The sequence below is a fragment of the Streptomyces sp. NPDC020742 genome (assembly GCF_040641675.1).
Lineage (GTDB): Bacteria > Actinomycetota > Actinomycetes > Streptomycetales > Streptomycetaceae > Streptomyces.
The window spans coordinates 316,957-339,890 of sequence record NZ_JBFAEA010000005.1; the positions used below are offsets into that span (position 1 = coordinate 316,957).

The following is a 22,934-nucleotide window of genomic DNA, read 5'->3' on the forward strand; positions in this document are numbered from 1 at the left end:
GAGTATCGTCCGGCGTCCCCGCGCCGGGAAAGGACGCAGTCCGGACAGCGGTGCGATGCCCGGCGCCTCAGGCGGGCCACCGTCCGACGAAGTCCGCGGCCTGGAACTCTCCGCCCAGCGGGGCGCCGAGACCGGCCCGCGCCGCTGCGATGAAGGCCTCGCGCTCCAGGCCCGCCATGCCCGTGGGCAGCGCCCCGACCAGCGGCGCTCCGGTCATGTCCGGGAGGTCGAGGAGGTTGCAGCGCATGGCCAGATCCGGCTGTGCGGGCCAACTGCCGATCACCAGCCCGCGCAGCGTCGCCCCCCGGCGTTCAAGGGCCTCGGCGGTCAGTGCGGCGACGTTGAGCGTGCCGAGGCCGGCGGTGGCGACCACCACGACCGGTGCCGCCAGGTCGGCCGCGAGGTCCGCCAGCGTCCACCCCTTGTCGTCGAACCGCGCCATCAGGCCGCCCGCGCCCTCGATCAGGACCAGGTCGTGATCGGTGTCCAGCGCCGTCGCCGCCCGGGCCGCGGCGTCCCTCGGGATGCCGGGCAGCCCCGCCCGGCGGGCGGCCGTGGCGGGCGCCAACGGCTCGGGGTAGCGGGCCAGTTCCCGTACGTCGACGGGCCCGGCGAGCCGCGTCACCTCGGCGAGGTCACCGCCCTCCTGGGGCGCCAGCCCGGTCTGGACGACCTTCAGCACGGCGACGCGCAGGCCCGCGGCCCGGGCCAGCGCCGCAACGGCGGCCGTGGTGACGGTCTTTCCGACCTCGGTGCCGGTACCGGTGACGGCCAGCAGTGCCATGGTGTCGCTCCCTCGTCTCGGTCGGTCCGGTTGCCGCTGGTGGCACGGAAGCCGGAGGTGGTGCAGGTGACGGTGGTGGTGCAGGTGACGGTGGTGGTACGGGTGGCGGTGGTAGTACGGGTGCCAGTGGTGACCCAGGTGCCATGCGTGGTGCAGGTGCCGGAGGCGGTGCAGATGTCGGTGGTGCCCCAGGCGCCAGCGCGGCATCAGGCGCTCCGAGTGCCGCAAGCGCCCCAAGTACCGGTACCGCCGGCCCCCACTGGGGGCGCGCTCAGCCAGCCCCCGCCGCGGCCGTCAGCGCGGCGGCGATGCGCGCCACCTCCTCCGCGGTGCAGCGGTAGGGCGGCATGGCGTAGACGAGGTCCCGAAACGGCCGCAGCCATACCCCCTCGCGGGCCGCTGCCGCGGTCGCCGCGGCGAGGTCCACGGGGTGGTCCAGCTGGACCACCCCGATGGCGCCGAGCACCCGTACGTCGGTGACCGTGGGCAGCGCCGCCGCCCCGGCCAGCCCGTCCCGCAGGCCGGCCTCGATCCGGGCCACGTCAGTGCGCCAGCTGCCGTCCGCCAGCAGGTCCAGGGAGGCGCCGGCGACCGCACAGGCGAGCGGGTTGCCCATGAACGTCGGGCCGTGCGCGAGCACCGGGACCTCGCCGTCGGAGATGCCCCGCGCCACCTCGGACGTGCACAGGGTCGCCGCCAGCGAGAGGTAGCCGCCGGTCAGCGCCTTGCCCACGCACAGTACGTCCGGCGCCACCCCCGCGTGGTCGGCGGCGAAGAGCCGCCCGGTCCGGCCGAAGCCGGTGGCGATCTCGTCGAACACCAGCAGCACGCCGTGTTCCCGGGTGGCCGCGCGCAACACCCGCAGGTACTCCGGGTGGTGGAAGCGCATTCCGCCGGCGCCCTGCACCACCGGTTCGACGATGACGGCGGCCAGTTCCGGGGCGTGCCGCGCGACCGTGGCGGCCAGCCGCTCGGCGTAGTCGGCGTCGACCGGTGCGTCGAGGCCGGCCGGCGGCGCCTCGGCGAAGACCTGGGCCGGCAGGACGTCCCGCCACATGCCGTGCATCCCCCCGTCGGGGTCGCACACCGACATCGCGTGCAGGGTGTCGCCGTGGTAGCCGCCGCGCCAGGTGAGCACCCGGTGCCGCTCGGGCCGGCCGCGGGAACGCCAGTACTGCAGGCACATCTTGAGCGCCACCTCGACCGACACCGAACCGGAGTCGGCCAGGAAGACCCGGTCCAGGCCGTCCGGGGTCAGCTCGACGAGGCGGGCCGCCAGCTCCACCGCCGGGCGGTGGGTGAGCCCGCCGAACATCACATGGCTGATCCGGCCGAGCTGGTCGCGCACCGCGGCGTCCAGCGCGGGATGCGCGTACCCGTGGATCGCCGCCCACCAGGACGACATCCCGTCGATCAGCTCCGTACGGCCCTCGAACGGGGCGGCCAGCCGCAGCCGCACCCCGTGGCCGGACTCCACGAGCAGTGGGGGCCGGGGCGCGGGCAGCGGCGCATAGGGGTGCCAGACATGGCGACGGTCGAACGCGAGTAAGTCCTCAGGCGTCACAGCGGTCGAGCATAGGTGCCCCGGGCGGTGCACGGAATGGCGCCGCGGGCGGCGGCGGTTCAGCCGGCGGGGCGCAGCAGCACCTTGCCCCGCCGGCCGGCCGCCGCATCCTGCCGCAGCGCCTGCCGTACCGCGGACAGCGGATGCACCTGTGCCACCTGCGAGGCGGCGGTGCCGTCCAGCACCAGGGCGAAGACCTCCGCCAGGGCCTCGGTGAGCCGTTCCGGGGCGGTGGCCTGCACGGTGTGCACCCAGTCCCGGAGCCGGAACAGCACGATCCGCACATCGGGCCGCTCGGCCGCCAGTTGGGCCGGCAGCGGACGCCCGGAGAGCAGCCCGTAGTGCACCAGGGTGCCGCCGCCGGTGAGCGCGCGGCCCAGTTCCGCGCCCTCCGGACCGCCCACCGCGTCCAGCACCACATCGGCCCCGCGGCCGAGGGTGCTCTCCCGTACGGCCTCCCCCGCGGCGCGGTCCGCGGTGCACACCGCGGCGGTCAGCTCGCTGCCGGCGAGCCGCTCCAGGCTCCGGGGGTGCCGGACGACCGCGACCGGCCGGATGCCCGAGCGGTTCAGCATCCGGATCAGCGTCCGGCCGATGGCCGAGGCGGCGGCGTTCACCACGACCGTCCGCGCCCCGGTGTCCGCCACGTACTGACGCACCATCAGAAGAGCGGTGAGGGGGTTGATGTACGCGGTGGCGGCCTGTTCCTCGGTGAGTTCCACGGGGACCGGGAAGCACCACCCGGCATCGGTGACCTTGGTCTGCTGCCAGGCGCCGGCGCTGCCCAACGGGAGCACCCGCTGCCCGGCCCGGATGCCGCGGACCTCCGGTCCGGTCTCCTCGACCACCCCCACGCCCTCGAAGCCGGGCACGAACGGCAGCTCGGTGCGGGAGGCGTAGGCGCCGGAAATGGTCACCAGGTCGGAGGGGTTGATGCTCGCCAGCAGCATCCGGACGGCCACCTGGCCGGGGCCCGGCCGGGCCGGCGCGTACGGCTCGGTGGTGACCACCTCGGGCGCCGGGCCGAACTCCCGGACGATGCTGCGGAGGCTCCGGGACATCGACCAAGTCCTCACGTGGTGGTGACAGTTCGGCGGCGGTCTGGGTACCGTGCTGTTCTCACAGGCACAGGTCCTGGCGACCTTACACGGAGAGCGGGGGTTCGTGCGGCAGCGAGTTCCGTTCTCGGACGTGGACATGCACGGCCATGTGCACAACGGCGTCTACTGCGCCTACGCCGAGACCGCGATCAATGAGTTCCTCCGCGAGGCCGGGCTGTCCGACCGTTTCGACCCGCGGGCCGACGCCCACGGGGTGGTCTACCACGTCAAGAAGGTCGAGCTCTGCTACGAGGGCTCGGCGGGCTTCGACGACGTCCTGGACATCACCGCGTCCGTGGAGCGGATCGGCGGTTCCAGCCTGACCTTCTCCGCCGTGATGGCGCACGCCGGGGCCCCCGGTGACGCCGAGGAGCCCGCACCGGTCGCGCGGGCCCAGGTGGTCTGGGTCTGCGTCGACAAGGCGACCGGCAGGGCCCGCCCGATACCCGAACCGACCCGTGCGGCGCTCGCTGCCGCACAGCACGCCCCTGCCACGGCTCGGAGCGCGGCGCCCGGGCAGCCGGCCGAGGGCCGGTGACGGTGCACATCTCACTGGACGGCGTGACCGTCCGCTTCGGTCCGCGCACGGTGCTGGACGCCCTGAGCGTCGAGCTGACCGAGCGGCGCATCGGTGTGATCGGCGCCAACGGCTCCGGCAAGAGCACCTTCGCCCGGCTGCTCAACGGTCTGGTTCGGCCGAGCGAGGGAACGGTGCGGGTCGGCGGCCACGACACCGCCAAGGACGCCCGGCGGATCCGCCGCCAGGTCGGCTTCGTCTTCCAGAACCCGGACAACCAGATCGTCCTCCCCCTCGTCGAGGAGGACATGGCCTTCGGCCTGCGGAACACCGGCGTGCCCCGCAAGGAGATACCCGACCGGGTGCGCGGGCAGCTGGCGCATCTGGGCATCGGCGCGCTGGCCGACCGGCCCAGCCACGCCCTGAGCGGCGGGGAGAAGCAACTCGTCGCGCTGGCCGCGGTCCTGGTGATGCGGCCGGAGACGGTGGTGTTCGACGAGCCGACCACCCTGCTGGACCTGCGCAACCGCAACCTGCTCCGCTCGGTGATCGACGCCATGCCCCAGCAGGCCGTCGTCCTCACCCACGACCTGGACCTGCTCACCGGATACGACCGGGTGCTGGTGATGGAGCAGGGCCGCATCGTCCACGACGGCCCGCCGGGGACCGCCGTGCCGTGGTACGTGGAGCGCTGCTCATGAGGATGTCGCTGTACGTGCCCGGCTCCTCGCCGCTGCACCGGGTCCCGGCCGGGTGGAAGCTGGCGGCGCTGCTGGTCTGCGGGGTCGGCGTCTTCCTCACCACCTCCGCGGCGGTCCTCGGCCCGGCCGCGGTACTCGCGCTGGCCCTGCTGCTGTCCGTACGGGCACCGCGGGAGCAGTGGGTGCGGCAGCTCGGGGGGCCGGTCTGGGTGCTGGCCGCCGTGGTGGCGGTGGCCGCGCTGACCGAGTCGGTGCATGCGGCGCTCGTCGTGGGGCTGCGGCTGGTCGTCCTGCTGCTGACCGCGCTGAGCGTCACCCTCACCACCCGGACGTCGGAGCTGCAAGGGGTGCTGGAGCGGGTGCTGCGTCCGCTGGACCGGGCGGGGCTGGTGAACGCGCCGGCCGTGGCGCTGGCCGTGTCATTGGCGCTGCGCTTCGTGCCGGAGGTGTTCCGGCAGTTCCAGGACATCCGGGAGGCGCAGGCGGCGCGCGGTCTCCAGGGCAGCCCGCTGGCACTCGTCGTGCCCCTGGTGGTCCGGGTGCTGAGGTCGGCGGAGGACATCGCGGCCGCCATCGACGCCCGCTGCTATCCGCCGGCCCGCTCCGGCCGGCCCGACCATGACGCCCGGCCGGGCGGGAAGGCCCTCGGATGACCGAACGCACCGCTTCCAGCAGCCGCTCCATGGGCACTCAGGACATCGTCCTGATCGCCCTGTTCTGCGCCATCATCGTCGCCCTGGGGCTGGTGCCCCCGGTGAACATCGCGATCGTGCCGGTGCCGATCACCCTCCAGACGCTGGGGGTGATGCTGGCGGGCGCGGTCCTGGGTCCGGTCCGCGGCGCCTGCGCCTGTGCGCTGGTCGTCCTGCTGACCGTGCTGGGCCTGCCGGTGCTGGCCGGCGGTCGGGGCGGTCTGGGGGTGATCCCCGGCCCGACCGGCGGCTACCTGCTGGGCTGGATCCCCGGTGCGTTGGTGACCGGCCTGCTGGTGAAGGCGTTCGCGGTGCGGGTCACCGGCCGCGCCCCGCAGTTCGCCGCCTACCTCGCCGCCTGTCTCGCCGGCGGACTGCTGGTCGTCTACGCCCTGGGCATCCCCTGGACGGCGCTGACCACCGGTCTGGGCCTGGGGAAGGCCGCGGTCGGCGCGCTCTACTTCGCCGTCGGGGACACCCTCAAAGCGGTGGCCGCGGCGGCGGTGGCGCACAACGTACGACGCTCCTATCCGATCGAACCGAGGTGAGGTGAGCGCGGATGCCGGTGGCACAGCGGGTTGCGCGGTCGGGTACCGGGCCGCGGCGGGACGAACCAGCCTTCACCCTGGACAACCAGGTCCTCACTCACCGTCAACTCGCCCTCCATGCCGCCGCGGTGGCCGCCGGCCTGCGGACCGTCCGACCGCTGAGGAGGCCGTGGCTGCCGCCGGGCGCCCCGCTGCTCGCCCTGGGCACCGGCAACCACCCGGTCTTCGCCGAGCTGTTCGCCGGGGCGAGCGCGGGCGACGGGGCGGTCGCCGTCCTCGACCCGCAGTGGGGCGCCGAGCAGGCCGGCGCCGTACTGGACCGGCTCCGCCCCGACCTCCTGGTGCTCCCCGCCGGGCGGACCGCGCTGCACCGGGCAGCGGACCGGCTGGGCCTTCGGACCCTGCGCGCCGACGCCGGTGCCGATGCGGACGCGTACGAGGCCTGGCGTGCGCGGTACCTGGGCGCCGCACCGGCGGAGCACCTGCGCGCGGGCGGCGACGACACCCCGTTCCTGATCGGGTTCACCTCGGGGAGCACCGGCCTGCCGCACGCCTTCCACCGGTCCCGCGGCTCCTGGCGGATCAGCCTCGCCGAGGGCCGGAAGGTCTGGGGGATGGACGCCGAGGCGCACACCCTCGCACCGGGACCGCTCGCCCACGGCCTGAGCCTCTATGCGCTCGCGGAGTGCCTGGAGAGCGGGGCGGCGTTCCACGGGCTGCGGCGGTTCGACGCCGCGAGCGTGCTGCGTCATCTGGAGCGGGGGGCGGTCCGCCGGCTGATCGTGGTGCCGACGATGCTCAGCGCGCTGTGCGCCGCTGCCGCCGGCCGCGGTGCGCCGGGACGGCGGTTCGCCTCGGTGGAGACGGTGGTCAGCGGAGGCGCCAAGCTCTCCCCCCAACTGATCGCACCGGTAGCCGAGTTACTCCCGCAGGCGCGGGTGCGGGAGTACTACGGCGCCTCCGAACTCGGCTTCGTCACGGTCGGCTCGCCCGACCCCGACACCCCCGCCCAGGACGTCGGCACGGCGTTCCCTTCGGTCACTCTGGAGATCCGGGACACCGCCGGACGGCCGGCCCCCCTCGGCACACCAGGCACGGTGTTCGTCCGCAGCCCGCTGGTGAGCGACGGCTATGTGTGGGGCGAGGGCAGCTTCCGGACCGTCGGGGACTGGGCCACCGTCGGCGACACCGGGCGGCTCACCGCGGACGGGCACCTGCACCTCCTCGGCCGCGGCGGCATGGTCATCAGCGGCGGGCTCAACGTCTACCCGTCCGAGGTGGAGGACGCCCTCACCCGGCTCGCCCCGATCGACACCGCGCTGGTGACCGCGGTGCCCGACGACCATCTGGGCCAGGCGCTGGTCGCCGTGGTGTCCGGGACCGGTCCGGACCACCTGGGCCACACCGCACTGCGCGACCTCTGCGCGACCGTACTGCCCCGCTACCAAGTGCCGCGCCGTTTCTACACCCTGGACGCCTGGCCGCTGACGTCGAGCGGCAAGATCGCACGGGGCCGGATCGAGGAGTGGATCGCCCGGGGCGACTCCCGGCTCCGCGCGCTGCCGGAGGAGCCCCATGGCTGAGCCCACCGCACACCCCGAACTCCCCGACGACCGGCGGCCGGTGGTGGTCGCCGCCCGCCGCACCCCGATCGGCCGGGCCGGCGGCGCGCTGGCCGGCGTCGAGGCGTCCCTGCTGGTCGCGCAGGTGATCCGGGACGTGGTGGCGGATGCGCGGGTGGCGGCCGGGCAGATCGAGGAGGTCATCGTCGGCAATGCGGCCGGCGGGGGCGGCAACCTCGCACGGCTGGCCGCGCTGGAGGCGGGACTGCCGACGGAGGTGCCCGGCGTCACCGTCGACCGGCAGTGCGGCTCGGGGCTGGAGGCGGTCGTCCTCGCCTCCCGGCTGGTGGCCGCCGGCGCCGGCGAGGTCTATCTCGCGGGCGGCGGGGAGAGCGTGAGCACCGCACCGTGGCGGGTCCGCCGGCCGGCCCGCCCGGGTGCGCTCCCGGAGTTCTACGCCCGGGCCCGGTTCGCCCCGGAGGCGGTGGGCGACCCCGACATGGGGGTGGCCGCCGAGAACGTCGCCGCCCGCTACGGCATCACCCGCCGCAGGCAGGACGAGTTCGCCCTGCGCAGCCACCGGCGTGCGGTCCGCGCCCAGCAGGAGGGCCGCTTCACCGCGGAGCTCTCCACGGTGTCCACCGCCCAGGGCCCGGTCACCGCCGATGAGTGCCCCCGCCCCGACACGTCCCTGGAGGCGCTGTCCGCACTGCGTCCGCTCTTCGCCGCCCCCGGCGCGGGGACGGTGACGGCCGGCAACTCCTGTCCGCTGAACGACGGTGCGGCGATGGTCGTGGTCACCAGCCGGTCGGTGGCCCGCGCCCTCGGGCATGAGCGCGTCCTGGGCTTCCTCGACGCCGCCTCCGCGGGCGTGGACCCCAACCTCCTGGGCACCGGCTCGGTCGCCTCTACCCGGCGGCTGCTCGCCCGCCGCCCAGACCTGGGCGGGGATCCCGCCCACCGCGGCCCGGACGCACCCGCCGCGGTGGACCGCGTCGAGTTCAACGAGGCGTTCGCCGCCCAGGTCCTGGCCTCGCTGGACGCCCTCGGCATCCCGGACGAACGAGTCAACCTCGACGGCGGAGCGCTCGCCCTCGGCCACCCCTTCGGTGCCTCCGGCGCGATCCTGGTGACCCGGCTGTTCAGTCAGCTCGTCCGCGCCCCCTCCCCCGACGCTCCGCTCGGCGCCCGCGGCCTCGCCATGCTGGGCATCGCCGGCGGCCTGGGCCTCACCGCCCTCTTCTCGTCCCAGACGACCGGCTGACCGGCCGCCCGGCGGGGCGGCACCGACGGGGGAGGCACCGACCGGGGGGAGAGCGGCACGGCCCGATCGCCGGGGACGGCGCCGGGCACCGGCCGCGGTGCCGCCTAGACTGGGCGGCCGGGCGACCAGGACGGCGTCCCAGGGGGACGGAGACGGACAGTGGTGATGGGCGGCAAGGGCGAGCGCGGCATGGCGGACCCGTCCGCCGAGGTGCTGGGCGCGGCGGCGGCCGTGTTCGGCCTGCTCGCCTCCCCGCCGCGGCTGCACCTCGTCTGGGCGCTGGCGCAGGGCGAGAGCGATGTGAGCGGACTGGCGGAGCGGGTCGGCGGTGCGCTGCCGGCGGTGAGCCAGCACCTGTCGAAGCTGAAGCTCGCCGGGCTGGTGCGCTCGCGCCGGGAGGGGCGCCGGGTGGTGTACTTCGTCGACGAACCCGATGTGGTGGCGGTGGTACGGCTCCTGGTCGTCCAGCTGTCCGCGCGCCATGCGCAGGCGCCGTCGGCAGAGCTCCGTCACTTTGGTGCCTGAGACGACCGCGGCACCCGGCACGGCCGGTACGTCCCCGAACGCCGGGACCGTACCGGCCGGTGCGGCCCCGTGCCCCGGCCGCGGCGCCGTCGAACCGGCCGGGCTCACCGCGCTGCAGCTGATGCGGCGACTGGACAGCGGACCGCGCGGGCTGACCGAGCGGCAGGCCGAGGAGCGGCTGGTCCGGGACGGCGAGAACGTGGTGCCGGCCTGGCGGCCGGTCTCCTGGCCGCGGCGTTTCCTGGCCAGTCTGCGGGATCCGTTCACCACCGTCCTGCTGTGCCTGGGGCTGGTGTCGGCGGGCATCGCCTCCTGGGGCACCGCCTGCGTGATCATGGCTCTGGTCGTGGTGAGCTGCGTGCTGCGCTCGGGCGGCGAGCACCAGGCCAGCCGGTCGATGGCCGCACTGTGGGAACTGGTCGCCAGCACCGCGTCGGTGCAGCGGCGGGCGGACGACCAGGCGCCGCCGCTGGTGCGCGAGTTGCCGGTCGATCAGCTCGTGGTCGGAGACGTGATCCGGCTGGGGCCGGGCGACCTGGTACCGGCCGATGTGCGGCTGCTGCGCGCCAGCGGGCTGACCGTGCACCAGTCCGCGCTGACCGGCGAGTCCGTTCCGGTGCCGAAGGACGCCGTGGACGCACCGGCCGAGGGCGGTGCGGAGCTGCCGGAGCCCGAGCACCTCTGCTTCCAGGGCAGCAGCGTGGCGTCCGGCAGCGGTACCGCCCTGGTCGTCGCCACCGGCGCGGACACCCGCTTCGCCGCCGCATACGGAGGCCCGGCCCGCCGGCGCACCGAGACCGCCTTCGACCGCTCGGTGCACGGCATCGCCTGGACGCTGATCCGCTTCATGTTGCTGACGCCGCCACTGGTGCTGATGGCCAATGCGGCGCTGCGCGGACGGGGGCTGGAGACGCTGCCGTTCGCGATCGCCGTGGCGGTCGGTCTGACCCCGGAGATGCTGCCGGTGATCGTCACCGCCACGCTGGCCCGGGGCGCCGCCGCGCTCGCGCGCACCAGCGGCGTGATCGTCAAACGGCTGCCGGCCCTGCACGACCTCGGTGCGATCGATGTGCTGTGCCTGGACAAGACCGGCACCCTCACCCAGGACCGGCCGGTGGTGGAACGCTCCCTGGACGGCCGCGGCGGGGACGACCCCGGCGTACTGCGCTGGGCGGCGGTCAACAGCTTCTGGACCCTGGAACTCGCCGAACTGCCCGCCCCGGACACCCTGGACGAGGCGATCCTCGACGCGGCCGGGGAGGCCGGCGCGGACCCCCTCGCCCATGACGGCATCGCGGCCCTGCCGTTCGATCCCGCCCACCGCCTGGCCACGGCCGTCGTCCGCCGGCCCGGCCGGCACGGTGTGCACACCCTGGTCGTCAAGGGCGCGGTGGAGGACGTCCTCGGCCGCTGCACCCGGCTGGTGGCGTCCGGCGGTTCGGCCGCTGGGGACGACCACCCGAACGCCGCAGGCACCACGGGCACCGCAGGCACAACAGGCACGGCAGGTAGGGCAGGCACCACGGGCACGGCAGGCAGGGCAGGCACCGCGGGGGACGCTGCGGCCCCCGGTTCCGGACCGGCGCCCCTCCCCCTCGACGACGAGGAACGCGACCGCCTCCTCGGCCTCGCCGCGAAGGAGGCGGCCGGCGGCTTGCGCCTGCTGGCCGTCGCGCTCGCCGACCGTCCGGCCCGACCCGGCGGGTACGGTGAGCCGGACCTACACGCCCTGACCTTCGTCGGCTTTGTCGCGCTCCGCGATGCGCTGGCGCCGTCCGCCGGCGAGGCGCTGGACGAACTCGCCCGGCGCGGCGTCGCGGTGAAGGTGCTGACCGGCGACCACCCCGGCACCGCCGCCCGCGCCTGCCGTGACCTCGGGTTGGAGCCGGGCGGGGTGCTCACCGCCGACCAGCTCGGCGCGCTCAGCGGGCCGCCGCTCGCCGAGGCCGTCGGCCGGGCCACCGTGGTGGCCCGCTGCACCGCCCAGGACAAGGCCCGTATCGTCACCGCCCTGCGCGAGAGCGGCCGGACCACCGGCTTCCTCGGCGACGGCGTCAACGACCTGCCCGCGCTGCGCGCCGCCGATGTCGGGATCTGCCCGCGGGGCGCGGTGACCGTCGCCCGCGAGGGCGCCGATGTGGTCCTGGCCCAGAAGGACCTCACCGCCATCGACCGCGCCATCGCCGCCGGGCGCACCGGCAGCAGCACCCTCGCCGGCTATCTGCGGATCACGCTCTCCTCGAACCTCGGCAATGTCATCGCCATGCTCGCCGCCGGCCTGCTGCTGCCGTTCCTGCCGATGCTGCCGGCGCAGGTCCTGGTCCAGAACCTGTGCTTCGACGCGGCCCAACTCGCGTTCGCCTTCGACCGGCCGGCGGACGCCGCACTGCACCGGCCGGCCGTGCTGCGTCCGCGCACCTTCCTCCGCTACATCACCGCCTTCGGCCTGCTCAACGCCGCGGCCGACCTCGCGACCTTCGCGGTGCTCGCCCTGGCCGTGCACACCACTGCGGGCCGGGGCGACCCGGCGGTGTTCCACGCCGGGTGGTTCACCGAGAACCTCCTGACCCAGGCGATGGTGATGCTGCTACTGCGCAGCGGCCACCGCACCGCAGCGGGCCGGGCGGCCGGGCCGGTGCACCTCGCGGTGGCCGCCCTCGCGGTGATCGGGGTGCTGCTGCCGCTGTCGCCGCTGGGCCCACCACTGGACATGGCTGCCCCGCCGCCCCTCTACTACGCGCTGCTCGCCGCGGTCCTGACCCTGTACGGCGTTGCGCTGGCCGCCGCCAAGAGGCGCTACACCGACCGCCGGAGCTGACCGCCCGCCGCCCCTCCAGTAGGCCCCACGGAGCCCCCGGGGCAGCCGCGAGCGCCGCCGTCGGAGAACGTCCAGGGAACCCACGGGAGCCTCGGGAGATCCGGGGGGAACGCACCAACGCCTCCGGAGGCCGCACACCCGGCCGGGGCCGGGGCGCCTCTCCGTACGGCCGCCCGGGCGGATACTTTAGAGATTGCGCAATCCGGGAACCATGCGGCACCCCCTGGCGTTGGAGCCGAAGGACGCTGCACACCAGGACAGTTGTGGAGGAAGCAGATGAGCGTGGCCCTGACCAAGGGCGGCAACGTATCGCTCGGCAGACAGGCGCCCGGCCTGACCGCCGTGCGCGTGGGGCTGGGCTGGCAGGCGGGAGCCGCCGGCGGGTCCGGCTTCGACCTGGACGCCAGCGCACTGCTGTGCGCCCCGTCCGGAAAGGTCCTCTCCGACGAACACTTCGTCTTCTTCAACAACCTGAGCAGCCCCGAGGGTTCGGTACGGCACTCGGGAGGCGAGCCGGTCGGCGGCGAGGACGACGAGCAGATCCTGGTCGACCTCGCTTCGGTGCCCACCGGGGTGGCGAAGATCGTCTTCGTGGTCTCCCTCTACGAGGCCGAACAGCGCGGGCAGAGCTTCGGCCAGGTGCACCGCGCCCACATCCGCCTCACCGACGGCGTCGACGGCACCGAATTCGCCCGCTACGACCTGCGGGGCGACGCCGCCACCGAGACCGCCATGGTCTTCGGTGAGCTCTACCGGCACGGCGTGGACTGGAAGTTCCGCGCCATCGGCCAGGGCTACGCCTCCGGACTGGCGGGCATCGCACAGGACTTCGGCGTCGACGTCCTACGGCCGGCCCCGGCACCCGAGGCCCCGCCGGCGCCGGCCCACCATCCCCCAGCCCCCGAGCCGGCCGCCCCCTTCACCGGCGCCGCCACCGCCGCCGGCTGGGCCGCGTCCGGCCATGACTCTTCGACCACCACCGCACCGCAATCCACCGGGAGTTCCGCCATGACATGCTTCTTCGACCCCGGCCACGGTCCCGGCACGACGGCCGTCCTGTGGTCCCCGCAGTGGGGGGTGCCCCGTCAGATCCAGGCCTGCGGTGGGTGCGCCCAGCGGGTGCAGACCACTCCCCCGCCGTACTACACCGCACCCCAGGCCGGGTACCCCCAGCCGGTGCAGCAGGGCTACCCGCAGCCCGCCCAGCAGGGCTACCCGCAGGAGCCGCACCACCAGCAGGGCGGCCGCCGCTTCGGCACCGGAGCACTCATCGGCGCCGGTGCGGCCGGCCTGGTGGGCGGCGCGCTGCTCAACGAGGCGTTCGACGACGACGAGCCCGAAGTGATCGTCAACAACTACTACGAGGACTGATCCCGCCCGGTGCCCGGCCGGCCACGCCCCACCCCGGCCGGCCGGGCGCCGACGCCTTGTACGCCGGAACCTCGTACGCCGGAACCCGTACACCGGAACCTCCCACGCCGGCGCGTCGTACCGGCACTGGACGAACGCCGGACGGACGCCGGACGAACGCCGGACGGACGCCGGACGGACGCCGGAAACGCAGCAGCACCCCGCACGTCGCCCCGCCGCCGGACCTGCGGCGCGCGGATGCCGCATCCGCCCGGGGCCCTGGCCACACTCCCCCTCCCGGGCTATACAGTTGCGCAAGGACGCAAGTAACGCACCGGTCCGCCCGCGCTCGCGGCGGTCCGTGGCGCACCGGCGCCCGTACGACATGACACGGCGCGAGGCCGCGGGGCGGCGAGAGAGGCGGACAGCGATGCTGCGCAATGGACTGGAACCCTGGCACCTGCTGATCGTGGGCCTCGTGGTGTTGCTCCTCTTCGGCTCCAAGAAGCTGCCGGACACCGCACGGGCGCTGGGCAAGTCGCTCCGGATCCTCAAGAGCGAGGCCAGGGCCATGAAGGGCGACGATTCCCCGCCCGCCACGGGGTACACCGCGAGGCCGACGGCGCAGCCGGAACCCTCCCCTGCGGCCTCGGCCCCCTCCGCCCCGGCCCCCACCGCCCCGGTCCCGTCCCACCCGGAGAGCGACCCGGGCACGACCCGCTGAAGCCCACCTCACCCATCGGGGGAACACCGTGCACGACCGTGACCACGTGCCGGCGGCGGACGATCCGGACTTCGCCCGGCTCGTCGACCGTGCCCTGGACTCCGAGGAGGTCAAGGACGCCTTACGCCGCAGCGACACCGGCCTCGACACCGAAGCGCTGCGCACCCTCGCGCTCCGGGCGGGAGCCGCCGTCACCGCCACCGCGGACGCCGAGTACCGCGGCTACCTCCGACTGCGCACCGCCGCACCCGCCGCGCCCACCGTGGCGCCGGAGCCACCGCCCCAGCAGCCCGGCACACCCGTACGCGCCGGAGCCGGGGTGCTTCCCGCACTCGGCGTACTGGTCCCGGCGCTTGCGGCCACCGCCGCCGCCCTCTTCCTGCTCCTCGGCTTCGGCCTGCGGGCCCTCGGCCTGTCCCGCCGTCTCGCGGACGAGTTGGTCCGGGCCGGCTTCACCGCCACGGGGGTCGCCGCGGCGACGGCCCTGTGCGGACTGCTCTGGCTGCTGGTCACCGCAGCCCGCAACCGCTCGGCGGCCGCTGCCGACCCCCTGCCGGAGGCTCCGGACCCGGACCCGGCCCTCGCCCGGGCCCACGAGGCCTGGCAGCAGGCGGTGTTGGAGCGCGGGGTGATCCCTTTCCTGCTCGGCCGGCTCGACGGTCCGCACCGGGAAGCACCGCGCCCGGACGGCCCGGCAGGCTCATGCCCCGGCCCCACCGGCCGCCCCTGACCCACCGATAGCCCACGGAGTGGCCGGGGCCCCGGACAGGCCGGTGCCCCGGCCACTCAGGCCACTCCGGTCTCACCGGCCCTGGTGGGCTCCCGGGGTGTGCCCAAACGCGCGGTGGAAGACGTCGATGAACGCGCTGGCCGACGACCAGCCGCACAGGTGGGCCACGGCCGTGACCGGGGTGCCGTCGGCCAGCAGGACCAGGGCGTGGTGGAGCCGCAGTTGGGTGCGCCACTGCGGGAAGGTCATCCCGAGGTCCGCGCGGAAGAGCCGGGACAGGGTGCGGTCGCTGGCGCCCACCTGCCGGCCCAGTGCCGCCAGGGTGCGGTGGTCGGCCGGATCGGCCGCGAGGATCTCGCACACCTCCTGCAACCGGGGTGAGGTGGGCGCGGGCAGGTGCACCGGCTGGCGGGGCGCGGCGCGCAACTGGTCGACCAGGACGGCGCGGAGGCGCCCGTGCTCGGGTCCGTCGTCGTGCGGGACGCGGGTGCAGGCGAGGATCAGTTCACGTAGCAGCGGGCCGACGCCCAGCACCACCGGCTCGTCCAGGCCGAGCGGGTTGTCGGTCGCGGGCAGGCCGACCGTGTGGAGTTCGAGTGCGCCGTGGGCCTGATGGGCGTGCACGGTGCCGGCCGGTACCCAGATGGCGCGGTTGGCGGGGGCGATCCACGCACCCGCCGGGGTCGTGACGGCGAGCACGCCACGGGCCGCGTGGACGAGCTGATGGTCGTCGTGCCGGTGGGCATCGATGGCGGCTCCGGGTGCCAGCCACTGGGCACGGGTCGGAGCGATCGGCTGATGGCGGATTTCCTTCACTGCTTGGCAGTTTATCGGAAGCGCGTCAGCCGGCGCCGCGCCGAGCATGAGCGGTGTGACCAGAAAGAAGTCGATCATCCTGCTGTCGGTGGGGCACGCCTGTGTGGACGTCTACCAGGGCGCCGTGGCCTCCCTCGTCCCGTTCTTCGTCGCCGAGCGCGCCTACACCTACGCCGCGGCCTCCGGCATCGTGCTCGCCGCGTCCCTGCTGTCGTCGGTGGCCCAGCCGCTGTTCGGCGCGCTCACCGACCGCCGGGCGCTGCCCTGGCTGCTGCCGGTGAGCACGGTCCTCGGCGGACTGGGGATCGCGCTCAGCGGCCTCGGCGGTTCCTATGCGCTGACGCTGGTGTTCGTGGCGGTGTCCGGTATCGGGGTCGCCGCCTACCATCCGGAATCCGCCCGGGTCGCGCGGAAGGTGAGCGGGGGGAGCCACCGTGCGATGGGCTGGTTCTCCGTCGGCGGCAACCTCGGCTTCGCCGCGGCGCCGCTGCTGGTCACCGCCGTGGTCGGCGCCGGCGGCCTGCGGCTGACGCCGCTGCTGGCCCTGCCCGCCCTGGCCGGCAGCGTGCTGTGCCTCCCGGTGCTGCGGGCACTGGCGGGGAGTGCGGCGGGCGCCGGCGGTGCCGGGTCCACGGCCCGGGCCGGGGCCGACGATCCGGCGTCCTTCGTGCGGCTGTCGCTGGCCGTGGTCTGCCGGTCGGTCGCCTTCATCGGCCTGAGCACCTTCCTGGCGTTCTACGCCCAGCAGCGCACCGGCGGGGGCACCGCGGCGGGCACCGCCGCGCTGTGCGTGCTCTATCTCGGCGGCGCGGTGGGCAGTGTGCTCGGCGGCAACCTGGCCCACCGCTGGGACCGGGTCACCGTCGTGCGCGGGTCGTACCTGGTCGCGGTCGCCGCCGTCGCCGGGGTGGTGTACGTCCCCGGCCCGGCGTTCTTCGGATGCGTGGCGCTGACCTCGGCGGGCCTGTACGTCCCGTTCTCGCTCCAAGTGACCCTGGGTCAGGACTACCTGCCCTCGCGCGTCGGCACCGCCAGCGGGATCACCCTCGGACTGACCGTGAGCATCGGCGGCCTCATCAGCCCCCTCCTCGGCCGCCTCGCCGATGCGACCTCGCTGCAGACGGCGCTGGCCCCGCTGATCGTGATGCCGGCCCTCAGCTGGCTGCTGCTGCGCGGGCTGCCCGAACCGGCGGTGCCCGGCGCCGTGGTGGCACCGGTGCCGGCCCCGGCGTCGCCATCGCGCTGACGGGACTCGGGCACCGGGAGCCTCACCCCTCCCGGAGCGCGTCGAGGCGGACCGGGCCGCCGGTGGTCACCGACCGGATGGCGGCGAGCGCGACGGTCAGCGCGGCGCGGGCGTCCCGGCCGGTGACGGAGGGGGTCCGGCCGCTGCGGACCTGACCACCGTCGGGCAGGACGTCCCGCGCCTGACGCGCCTGGCGCTCGACCGGGCCATCGCCCGGCTGGAGGGCGACGCGGCGCCCGGCGAGGAGGGTGCGGTGCTGCCGCATCTGGTCGTCCGGGGCACCACAGCGGCGGCCGGCGACAGCGGCTGAGCCACCGCCGACCGCTGCCGGGGCACGGGCGGGCAGCGGGTGACCGGTCCGGGTACGGCCTCCTGCTACCGGGCCCGCCTACCGCGTGCCCTCCGGCAGCGCCGCGGCGGTCCGGAGGTCGGACGCCTCCGGGAGCTCCTCCACATCGACACCGCTGACCTGAGCCAACTCGTGCTTAAGCGCGGCGAGTTCGGCGCCGCCGGCCATGTGGTTGGTGAGCTCCTCCAGGCCGATCTCGCTGCGGGCCGCGCTGAGTTCCAGAGTGCCCAGCCGCAGCACGCTGAAGTGGTCACCGACCATGTAGGCGTGGTGCGGGTTGTGGGTGATGAAGATGACGCCGAGGCCCCGGTCGCGGGCGGCGGCGATGTACTTCAGCACCACGCCGGACTGCTTGACGCCGAGCGCCGCGGTGGGCTCGTCGAGGATGAGCACCCGCGCACCGAAGTAGACGGCGCGGGCGATGGCCACGGACTGGCGCTGGCCGCCGGAGAGCGTGCCGATCGGCTGGTCCAGGTCGTCGAGGACGATGCCCATGGCGCGCAGTTCGGTGTCGGCGGTCCGCTTCATCCGGGCGATGTCGAGGCGGCGCAGCGGCCAGGGGCCGCGGGTCATCTCGGAGCCGAGGAAGAAGTTCCGCCACACGGGCATCAGGGGGACGGTGGCGAGGTCCTGGTAGACGGTGGCGATGCCGCGGTCCAGCGCCTCGCGCGGCGTGCCGAAGTGCACCGGTGCGCCGTCGACGAGGAACTCGCCCTCGGTGTGCTGGTGCAGCCCAGAGATGATCTTGATCAGGGTCGACTTGCCGGCGCCGTTGTCGCCGAGCACACAGGTCACCCGGCCCGGCCGGACAGTGAGGTCGACGCCGTGCAGGGCCCGGACATTGCCGTACGACTTGCCGGCGCCCTTCAGCTCGACGAGGGGCCGGGCGTCCTCGGGAGCGGTGGCGCCCTCAAGAGCGGTGGCCTCTTCGGAACCGTTGGCGCCCTCGGGAACAGTGGCGTCCCCGGTGCCGTACGGCGGGGTGTGGTTGCTGCTGGTCATGGGATCACCTCCGGGTCGCCGTACGGCGGACCCACAGATTGACGAGGGCGGCGAGCAGGAGCATCACGCCGAGGAAGGCCTTGAACCAGTCGGGGTTCCAGTTGGCGTAGACGATGCCCTGGGAGACCACGCCGAAGATGAAGGCGCCGATGACCGGGCCGATCGCCGAGCCGTACCCGCCAGTGAGCAGACAGCCGCCGATGACCGCCGCGATGATGTAGAGGAACTCGTTGCCCACGCCCTCGCCGGACTGCACGGTGTTGAACGAGAACAGCAGGTGCATCCCGACGAACCAGGCGCCGGCGCCCACTCCCATGAACAGTGCGATCTTGGTGAAGTTGACCGGTACCCCGACGGCGCGGGCGCTGTCCTTGTTGCCGCCGACCGCGAAGATCCAGTTGCCGAACCGGGTGCGCCACAGCATCCAGGTGGTGGCCGCGGCGAACAGCAGCCAGTAGAAGACCGTGATCTTCACATTGACCCCGAGGACATCGACCTCCGAGGCGAAGATCTGCTTGGCCTGAGCGAAGCCGTCCATGTCGCTGATCGAGTCGCTGGCCACATTGCCGGTGAAGATCTTGGTCACCGCCAGGTTGACGCCCTGCAGCACCAGGAAGGAGCCCAGGGTGATCAGGAAGCTGGGCAGTCCGGTCTTGATCAGCAGATAGCCGTTGAACGCGCCGACCGCGAGCGAGACCACCAGGGCGACCAGGACACCGGTCCAGACGTTCATCGTCAGCTGGAAACTGAGCATGCTGGCGGTGAGCGCCGAGGTGGTGACGGCGACGCCGGCCGACAGGTCGAACTCCCCGCCGATCATCAGCATCGCCACCGGCAGCGCCATGATGCCCATCACCGACGCTTGGTAGAGCACCGTGGCGAGCGCACTGCCCTCGCGGAGGGCGGGGGCGGCGACGAAGAAGAACCCGTACACCCCGACGGCGGCGATCAGTGCGCCGATCTCGGGTCGGGCCAGCAGCCGGCGCGAGAGGGAGCGCCGGCGGGTGCGGCCGTCCTTCTGGACGGCCGGCTGGGCCGGCGACGAAGAACCCGTCGCCGGGGCCGTTGCCTGCGACATGGTCATCACCGGGTGCCCTTCGCCGCGAACTTGGCGATGGTGTCGACGTTGGTCTTGTCGACGAACGCGGGCCCGGTCAGCACCGGCGCCTCACCACCGCCGCTGAAGTTGCCGTTGTTCTTCTCCAGCCACAGGGCGTCCACCGAGAGGTAGCCCTGGAGGTAGGGCTGCTGGTCGACGGCGAACTGGATGTCGCCGGCCTTGACCGCACTGACCAGGTCCTTGTTCAGGTCGAAGGTGCCGACCTTGGCCTTGCTGCCCGCGTCGGACACCGACTGCACCGCGGTCAGCGCGAACGGGGCGCCCAGCGTGGCTACGTAGTCGATCGAGGAGTCCTGCTTGAGCTTGGCGGTGATGGTCGACTTCACCGACGGCATGTCGGTGCCATTGACGTAGAGGATGTCGGTCTTGCCCTTGAAGGCCTGCTTCACACCGGCGCAGCGGGCCTCCAGGGCGACATGCCCCTGCTCCTGGATGACACATATGTCGTGCTTGGCGCCGAGGTCGTTGAGCCGCTTGCCGAAGGCCTCACCGGCGACGGTCTCGTCCTGGCCGAAGTACTCCAGCAGGCCCTGCTTCTTCCAGTCGTCCACACCGGCGTTGAAGCCGACCACGGGGATGCCCGCGTGCCGGGCCTTGGCGACGACGTCCTTCATCGCGCTGGCCTTGGCGAGGGTGACCGCGATGCCGTCGACCTTCTGGTCGATCGCGTTCTGGACCAGGTTGGCCTGGTTCCCCGCGTTGGGGTCGCTGGAGTACACCAGCTTGATGTTGTCCTTGGCGGCGGCGGCCTGGGCGCCCTTACGGATGGTGTCCCAGAAGGTGTCCCCGGGTGCGGCGTGGGTGACCATGGCAACGGTCATCCGTGGGGTGTTGGCCTTGCCGGCCGAGACGTCGGCGCCTTCCTCTTCGGCCCTCTTCCCGCCGGAGCTGCTGGAGCAGCCGGCGGCGAGCAGCGCGGCGGCGGCCACCGCGGCGAGTGGGGCGACCCTACGAGATCTGGGGTGAAGCGAGCGGTCCATCTTTCCAGCACCTCACTGTGCGACGGGGGGAAAGGGAGCAGATCGACTCCGGGCCGGGGACCCGGGCAGCGCGGCCTGGACGGGAGCCCGGGACGTGCGCCGATGACACGGCTGATGCGTTGGGACCGGATACAAGCCCCTGCCACACCCACCTGTCAAGACTTTGTTAGGACATCATTTCGCTAGCAGGTCCGAATGTCAGCACAAAGTCTTGACACGTGCCCGACGGGGGCTTAGATCTAGGGCCTGTCGATCGGATCCGGCCTGGTCCGAACGACAGGCCCTGGCCAGGGCCACACCGGTCCCCTCGCAAGGACCGGGGCACCTGCATCCCGCGCCGAAGGAGCGACACCCGTGCCCGAGTCTGCGGCATCCTCGGGTCTGATCACCATGGTCCGCAGCGTGGTCGAGCCACACCCGTTACCAGCCGGAACGGGCCACCCGCCCCGCCGGCCCGCCGCCGGCCGCCCCCGCCGCGCTCAGACCAGGCTGGAGAGGCAGAACGGATGGCCCGCGGGGTCCAGCAGCACCCGCCACCGGCCGGGGTCCGGCTGGAACGCGGGCCGCACGGCCCCCCGCGCCAGCAGCCAGGCCTCGGCGGCCTCCACATCGTCCACGCCCACCTCGATATGCGCCTGCTTCTCCTGGGACGTGCCCGGCCAGGTGGGCCGGCGGTAGTCGGCCAGCCGGTTGAACCCCAGCCCCGCCGCGCCCTCCTGTCCGAGCAGGACGAAGTCATCGGTGGAGAGGACGACGGGCAGGCCGAGGATCTCGCCGTAGAAGCGGGCCAGTTCGGCGGGGTCCGGGCAGTCGAAGGTGACAGCCGCGTAGCGGAACGACGGTGCGGTGGTGGTCGGTGTGTTCATGGCGGGGACGGTAGGGCGGGACCAGGACAGCTACTGTCCTGGTCCCATGGAGTACCTGGGCACAACTGCTGGAAGCACGAGGAGGACCTCGTCATCCGCTACACGGGGGTGACGGACTTCCGGATCGAGGTCCCGCACGGCTGGGGTGACCCCGGCACCGTCATCCTGGACGAGGTACTTCCGCACGCGGACGGCTGCTCCCACGAGGTGGCCTTCCGCCCCGGCACGCTGTTCGTCGTCTGCCGCGACCTCACTGCCACGTGGGTGGAAACGGACTGCCCGGACGCCCGGGGCGGCGGCTGACGGCCGGGCTCCTGCGACCGGGACACCGCGCGGGGCCGACAGCGCGGACGCGCGACCACCGCACTCGGCGGGCAGCCCCGCGGGACGCCGGGCCTCAACGGCCGCTCCACCGGCGGGCGATGGCCGCAGGCGACGACTGCGCGGGGACCGCTCCGGCCGGGCGCAGCGCCGCCGACGGGTTCACGGTCGGTGCGCCGCCCGGGTTGGCCGTGGGTGCGCCGCCCGGGTTCAGCCCGTGGTGAGCACCATCCGGAAGCGGGCCGCGCCGGAGAGCATCTTCCCGTACGCCTCGGCGACCCCGCTCAACGGCACGCTCTCGATCATCGGCCGGATGCCGTGCAGGGCGCTGAACGCCATGGTGTCCTGTACGTCCTGCGCGGTGCCCGACGGATGGCCGCGGACCACCAGGCCACGCATCAGCAGCGGGACCGGGCTGACGCCCAGCGGCTCCGGGGCCGCGCCGATCACCACCAGCTCCCCGCGGTGCGTCAGCCCCTCCACGGTCGCTGTCATGGCGGCGGAGTTGGCCGCGGTGGCCAGGACCACCTTGGCACCGCCGAGGGACTGCAGGGCGTCCGCGACAGAAGTGTCCGCCGTGCTGTCGAGGTAGTGGTGCGCCCCGAGTTGCTTGGCGAAGTCGGCCTTGTCGGCCCCGCGGGCGATGGCCACGGTCTCGAAGCCCATTGCGGCCGCGTACTTCACCGCCAGGTGCCCGAGGCCGCCGATGCCGAGCACGGCGACCAGGTCACCCGGCCGGGCCAAGCTGCGCCGCAGCCCGTTGTACGTGGTGACGCCCGCGCAGGCCATGGGCGCCGCATCGGTCGCCGCCACCGCGTCCGGAATCCGGGCCAGGGCGTCGACCGGCGCGATCACCGACTCGGCGAAGCCCCCGTCGTAGGCCCAACCGGGCACCTTGAGGTTGTCGCACACCACGAAGTCGCCCTGCCTGCACGGTGTGCAATGGCCGCAGCTGCCGCCGAACCAGCCGACGGCCACCCGGTCGCCGGCCTGCCAGCCCATGTCCGACGCGCCTTCGCCCAGCGCCTCGATGCGCCCGGCGATCTCATGACCGGGGACCAGCGGGAAGCGGATGCCCGGTACCGCGGCGTCGACGAAGAGGGCATCGCTGTGGCAGATCCCGCAGGCCTCCACGGCGACCCGTACATGGCCGGGGCCTGGCTGCGGCACCTCCCGCTCACGGATCTCGAACGGCCCGCCGGCGGCGGCGACCTGCGCGACGCGATAGGTAGTCATCAGGATCTCCCAGAAACGGGCGGGACGGTCCCCGTAACCCAGCAGACCAGCTCGGGCTCGAACGCGCGCGTCGAAGCGGGGGCGCGCAGGGAAGGGGCGGGTCGGAGGGGAGGGAGCGA

23 protein-coding genes are annotated in these 22,934 nt (G+C 73.9%); 13 read left to right on the forward strand and 10 right to left on the reverse strand.

Annotated features, from left to right (window positions below; all coding sequences use genetic code 11):
• Positions 1–67: 67 nt before the first annotated feature.
• The 3 genes from bioD to AB0G84_RS12895 all read right to left on the reverse strand — a co-directional run bounded on the left by bioD (position 68) and on the right by AB0G84_RS12895 (position 3,409).
• Positions 68–784, reverse strand: a complete 717-nt coding sequence (bioD, locus tag AB0G84_RS12885; protein ID WP_361319103.1) for a dethiobiotin synthase — start codon at positions 782–784, stop codon at positions 68–70.
• Positions 785–1,055: 271 nt separating this feature from the next.
• Positions 1,056–2,348 (reverse strand): adenosylmethionine--8-amino-7-oxononanoate transaminase, encoded by a 1,293-nt coding sequence (locus AB0G84_RS12890; RefSeq protein ID WP_361319105.1) that lies wholly within the window; start codon positions 2,346–2,348, stop codon positions 1,056–1,058.
• Between the two features lie 59 nt (positions 2,349–2,407).
• The gene (locus AB0G84_RS12895; protein WP_361319107.1) at positions 2,408–3,409 is read right to left on the reverse strand and encodes a zinc-dependent alcohol dehydrogenase family protein; all 1,002 of its coding nucleotides are present in this window, start codon (positions 3,407–3,409) and stop codon (positions 2,408–2,410) included.
• A 103-nt stretch (positions 3,410–3,512) separates the two neighbouring features.
• On the opposite strand from AB0G84_RS12895, the gene AB0G84_RS12900 reads away from it, so the two are divergent.
• From AB0G84_RS12900 to AB0G84_RS12950, 11 genes are all read left to right on the forward strand, one after another.
• On the forward strand, positions 3,513–3,986 hold the full coding sequence (locus AB0G84_RS12900; RefSeq protein WP_361319109.1) for a thioesterase family protein: 474 nt from the start codon (positions 3,513–3,515) through the stop codon (positions 3,984–3,986).
• A 2-nt stretch (positions 3,987–3,988) separates the two neighbouring features.
• Positions 3,989–4,666, forward strand: coding sequence for an ATP-binding cassette domain-containing protein (locus AB0G84_RS12905; protein WP_361319111.1), 678 nt, complete (start codon positions 3,989–3,991; stop codon positions 4,664–4,666).
• Positions 4,663–5,319, forward strand: a complete 657-nt coding sequence (locus AB0G84_RS12910) for an energy-coupling factor transporter transmembrane protein EcfT (RefSeq protein ID WP_361319113.1) — start codon at positions 4,663–4,665, stop codon at positions 5,317–5,319. The genes AB0G84_RS12905 and AB0G84_RS12910 overlap by 4 nt, the downstream gene beginning before the upstream one ends.
• Positions 5,316–5,906, forward strand: coding sequence for a biotin transporter BioY (locus tag AB0G84_RS12915; RefSeq protein WP_361319115.1), 591 nt, complete (start codon positions 5,316–5,318; stop codon positions 5,904–5,906). The genes AB0G84_RS12910 and AB0G84_RS12915 overlap by 4 nt, the downstream gene beginning before the upstream one ends.
• 11 nt (positions 5,907–5,917) lie before the next feature.
• Positions 5,918–7,489, forward strand: a complete 1,572-nt coding sequence (locus AB0G84_RS12920; protein WP_361319117.1) for an AMP-binding protein — start codon at positions 5,918–5,920, stop codon at positions 7,487–7,489.
• Positions 7,482–8,732 carry a thiolase family protein gene (locus tag AB0G84_RS12925; RefSeq protein WP_361319119.1) on the forward strand — a complete coding sequence of 417 codons (1,251 nt, stop codon included), beginning with the start codon at positions 7,482–7,484 and terminating at the stop codon, positions 8,730–8,732. The genes AB0G84_RS12920 and AB0G84_RS12925 overlap by 8 nt, the downstream gene beginning before the upstream one ends.
• 165 nt (positions 8,733–8,897) lie before the next feature.
• Positions 8,898–9,257 carry a metalloregulator ArsR/SmtB family transcription factor gene (locus tag AB0G84_RS12930; RefSeq protein ID WP_361319121.1) on the forward strand — a complete coding sequence of 120 codons (360 nt, stop codon included), beginning with the start codon at positions 8,898–8,900 and terminating at the stop codon, positions 9,255–9,257.
• The gene (locus AB0G84_RS12935; RefSeq protein WP_361319123.1) at positions 9,214–12,075 is read left to right on the forward strand and encodes an HAD-IC family P-type ATPase; all 2,862 of its coding nucleotides are present in this window, start codon (positions 9,214–9,216) and stop codon (positions 12,073–12,075) included. Before AB0G84_RS12930 ends, AB0G84_RS12935 begins: the two co-directional genes overlap by 44 nt.
• 276 nt (positions 12,076–12,351) lie before the next feature.
• Positions 12,352–13,446: a TerD family protein gene (locus AB0G84_RS12940; protein WP_361319125.1), complete on the forward strand. Its 1,095-nt coding sequence runs from the start codon at positions 12,352–12,354 to the stop codon at positions 13,444–13,446.
• Between the two features lie 409 nt (positions 13,447–13,855).
• Entirely contained in the window at positions 13,856–14,149 is a 294-nt protein-coding gene (tatA, locus tag AB0G84_RS12945; RefSeq protein WP_361319127.1) for a Sec-independent protein translocase subunit TatA, read from the forward strand.
• Between the two features lie 28 nt (positions 14,150–14,177).
• Positions 14,178–14,879, forward strand: coding sequence for a hypothetical protein (locus AB0G84_RS12950; protein ID WP_361319129.1), 702 nt, complete (start codon positions 14,178–14,180; stop codon positions 14,877–14,879).
• Positions 14,880–14,951: 72 nt separating this feature from the next.
• Here AB0G84_RS12950 and AB0G84_RS12955 read toward each other — a convergent pair whose 3' ends face one another.
• A complete protein-coding gene (locus tag AB0G84_RS12955) occupies positions 14,952–15,695 on the reverse strand; it encodes a helix-turn-helix transcriptional regulator (protein ID WP_361319131.1) in 744 nt (247 codons plus the stop codon).
• Between the two features lie 55 nt (positions 15,696–15,750).
• Here AB0G84_RS12955 and AB0G84_RS12960 point away from each other — a divergent pair, with 55 nt between their 5' ends.
• Positions 15,751–16,941, forward strand: a complete 1,191-nt coding sequence (locus tag AB0G84_RS12960) for an MFS transporter (protein ID WP_361319133.1) — start codon at positions 15,751–15,753, stop codon at positions 16,939–16,941.
• Between the two features lie 22 nt (positions 16,942–16,963).
• On the opposite strand, the gene AB0G84_RS12965 is transcribed toward AB0G84_RS12960, so the two are convergent.
• The 5 genes from AB0G84_RS12965 to AB0G84_RS12985 form a co-directional block, all read right to left on the reverse strand.
• Complete coding sequence (locus AB0G84_RS12965; RefSeq protein ID WP_361319135.1) at positions 16,964–17,206, reverse strand: hypothetical protein; 243 nt, start codon at positions 17,204–17,206, stop codon at positions 16,964–16,966.
• A 123-nt stretch (positions 17,207–17,329) separates the two neighbouring features.
• Positions 17,330–18,292 (reverse strand): ATP-binding cassette domain-containing protein, encoded by a 963-nt coding sequence (locus AB0G84_RS12970; RefSeq protein ID WP_361319137.1) that lies wholly within the window; start codon positions 18,290–18,292, stop codon positions 17,330–17,332.
• Positions 18,293–18,296: 4 nt separating this feature from the next.
• Positions 18,297–19,370, reverse strand: coding sequence for an ABC transporter permease (locus AB0G84_RS12975; RefSeq protein ID WP_361319269.1), 1,074 nt, complete (start codon positions 19,368–19,370; stop codon positions 18,297–18,299).
• Between the two features lie 5 nt (positions 19,371–19,375).
• Entirely contained in the window at positions 19,376–20,392 is a 1,017-nt protein-coding gene (locus AB0G84_RS12980; RefSeq protein ID WP_361319139.1) for a sugar ABC transporter substrate-binding protein, read from the reverse strand.
• A 479-nt stretch (positions 20,393–20,871) separates the two neighbouring features.
• On the reverse strand, positions 20,872–21,258 hold the full coding sequence (locus AB0G84_RS12985; RefSeq protein ID WP_361319141.1) for a VOC family protein: 387 nt from the start codon (positions 21,256–21,258) through the stop codon (positions 20,872–20,874).
• A gap of 108 nt (positions 21,259–21,366) precedes the next feature.
• Between AB0G84_RS12985 and AB0G84_RS12990 the strand changes: the two genes are divergently transcribed.
• Entirely contained in the window at positions 21,367–21,561 is a 195-nt protein-coding gene (locus tag AB0G84_RS12990; protein ID WP_361319143.1) for a hypothetical protein, read from the forward strand.
• Positions 21,562–21,789: 228 nt separating this feature from the next.
• Here the strand turns inward: AB0G84_RS12990 and AB0G84_RS12995 are convergent, their stop codons facing one another.
• Entirely contained in the window at positions 21,790–22,815 is a 1,026-nt protein-coding gene (locus AB0G84_RS12995; RefSeq protein WP_361319145.1) for an alcohol dehydrogenase, read from the reverse strand.
• Between the last annotated feature and the right edge of the window lie 119 nt (positions 22,816–22,934).

What these genes read in the sequence shown, in the direction of transcription:
- AB0G84_RS12935 (WP_361319123.1), top strand. Translation starts at nt 9,214, where the DNA reads ATGCGCAGGCGCCGTCGGCAGAGCTCCGTCACTTTGGTGCCTGAGACG.
- AB0G84_RS12995 (WP_361319145.1), bottom strand. Translation starts at nt 22,815, where the DNA reads ATGACTACCTATCGCGTCGCGCAGGTCGCCGCCGCCGGCGGGCCGTTC.
- AB0G84_RS12920 (WP_361319117.1), top strand. Translation starts at nt 5,918, where the DNA reads ATGCCGGTGGCACAGCGGGTTGCGCGGTCGGGTACCGGGCCGCGGCGG.
- AB0G84_RS12985 (WP_361319141.1), bottom strand. Translation starts at nt 21,258, where the DNA reads ATGAACACACCGACCACCACCGCACCGTCGTTCCGCTACGCGGCTGTC.
- bioD (WP_361319103.1), bottom strand. Translation starts at nt 784, where the DNA reads ATGGCACTGCTGGCCGTCACCGGTACCGGCACCGAGGTCGGAAAGACC.
- AB0G84_RS12980 (WP_361319139.1), bottom strand. Translation starts at nt 20,392, where the DNA reads ATGGACCGCTCGCTTCACCCCAGATCTCGTAGGGTCGCCCCACTCGCC.
- tatA (WP_361319127.1), top strand. Translation starts at nt 13,856, where the DNA reads ATGCTGCGCAATGGACTGGAACCCTGGCACCTGCTGATCGTGGGCCTC.
- AB0G84_RS12930 (WP_361319121.1), top strand. Translation starts at nt 8,898, where the DNA reads ATGGGCGGCAAGGGCGAGCGCGGCATGGCGGACCCGTCCGCCGAGGTG.
- AB0G84_RS12965 (WP_361319135.1), bottom strand. Translation starts at nt 17,206, where the DNA reads ATGCGGCAGCACCGCACCCTCCTCGCCGGGCGCCGCGTCGCCCTCCAG.
- AB0G84_RS12975 (WP_361319269.1), bottom strand. Translation starts at nt 19,370, where the DNA reads ATGTCGCAGGCAACGGCCCCGGCGACGGGTTCTTCGTCGCCGGCCCAG.
- AB0G84_RS12925 (WP_361319119.1), top strand. Translation starts at nt 7,482, where the DNA reads ATGGCTGAGCCCACCGCACACCCCGAACTCCCCGACGACCGGCGGCCG.
- AB0G84_RS12940 (WP_361319125.1), top strand. Translation starts at nt 12,352, where the DNA reads ATGAGCGTGGCCCTGACCAAGGGCGGCAACGTATCGCTCGGCAGACAG.
- AB0G84_RS12910 (WP_361319113.1), top strand. Translation starts at nt 4,663, where the DNA reads ATGAGGATGTCGCTGTACGTGCCCGGCTCCTCGCCGCTGCACCGGGTC.
- AB0G84_RS12895 (WP_361319107.1), bottom strand. Translation starts at nt 3,409, where the DNA reads ATGTCCCGGAGCCTCCGCAGCATCGTCCGGGAGTTCGGCCCGGCGCCC.
- AB0G84_RS12970 (WP_361319137.1), bottom strand. Translation starts at nt 18,292, where the DNA reads ATGACCAGCAGCAACCACACCCCGCCGTACGGCACCGGGGACGCCACT.
- AB0G84_RS12915 (WP_361319115.1), top strand. Translation starts at nt 5,316, where the DNA reads ATGACCGAACGCACCGCTTCCAGCAGCCGCTCCATGGGCACTCAGGAC.